Annotated in this window: 1 pseudogene; it reads left to right on the top strand. The window is 69.7% G+C overall.

The features are described from left to right. Window positions 1–468, top strand: a pseudogene (locus ACFHVL_RS31450) (glycosyl transferase family 28); the annotation flags it as partial.

Here is a 468-nt window from a genome sequence, read left to right on the forward strand (position 1 = left end):
TTCGCCGGGGCGATCGCCGCCCGCGCCTGCGGCGCCGCACACGCCCGCATGCTGTTCGGCATCGACTACATATCCCGGATGTACGACAACTACCGGGCGCTGCTCGACGAGCAGCCCGTCGACCGGCGTGACGATCCGGTGGCCGACTGGCTCACCGGTCGACTGGCCCGCGCCGGCGTCAACGTTGCGGTCACCCCCGAACTGGCCAGGGAGCTGATGACCGGGCAGGTCACGATCGACCCCACCCCGACGTGGATGCAGCTGGCGGTCTCGGTGAACCGGCTGGCCATGCGCTACGTGCCGTTCAACGGACCGAGTGCGATCCCACGGTGGATCTACGATCCGCCACGGCGGCCACGGGTGTGCCTGTCCCTGGGTGTGTCCGGCCGGGAGTTGCTCGGCGGTGACCTGGTCTCCGTGGCCGACCTGCTCACCGCACTGGCCGAACTCGACATCGAACTCGTCGCC

Origin of the sequence: Micromonospora sp. LOL_023 (assembly GCF_048060115.1) — a bacterium.
Classification (GTDB): domain Bacteria; phylum Actinomycetota; class Actinomycetes; order Mycobacteriales; family Micromonosporaceae; genus Micromonospora_E.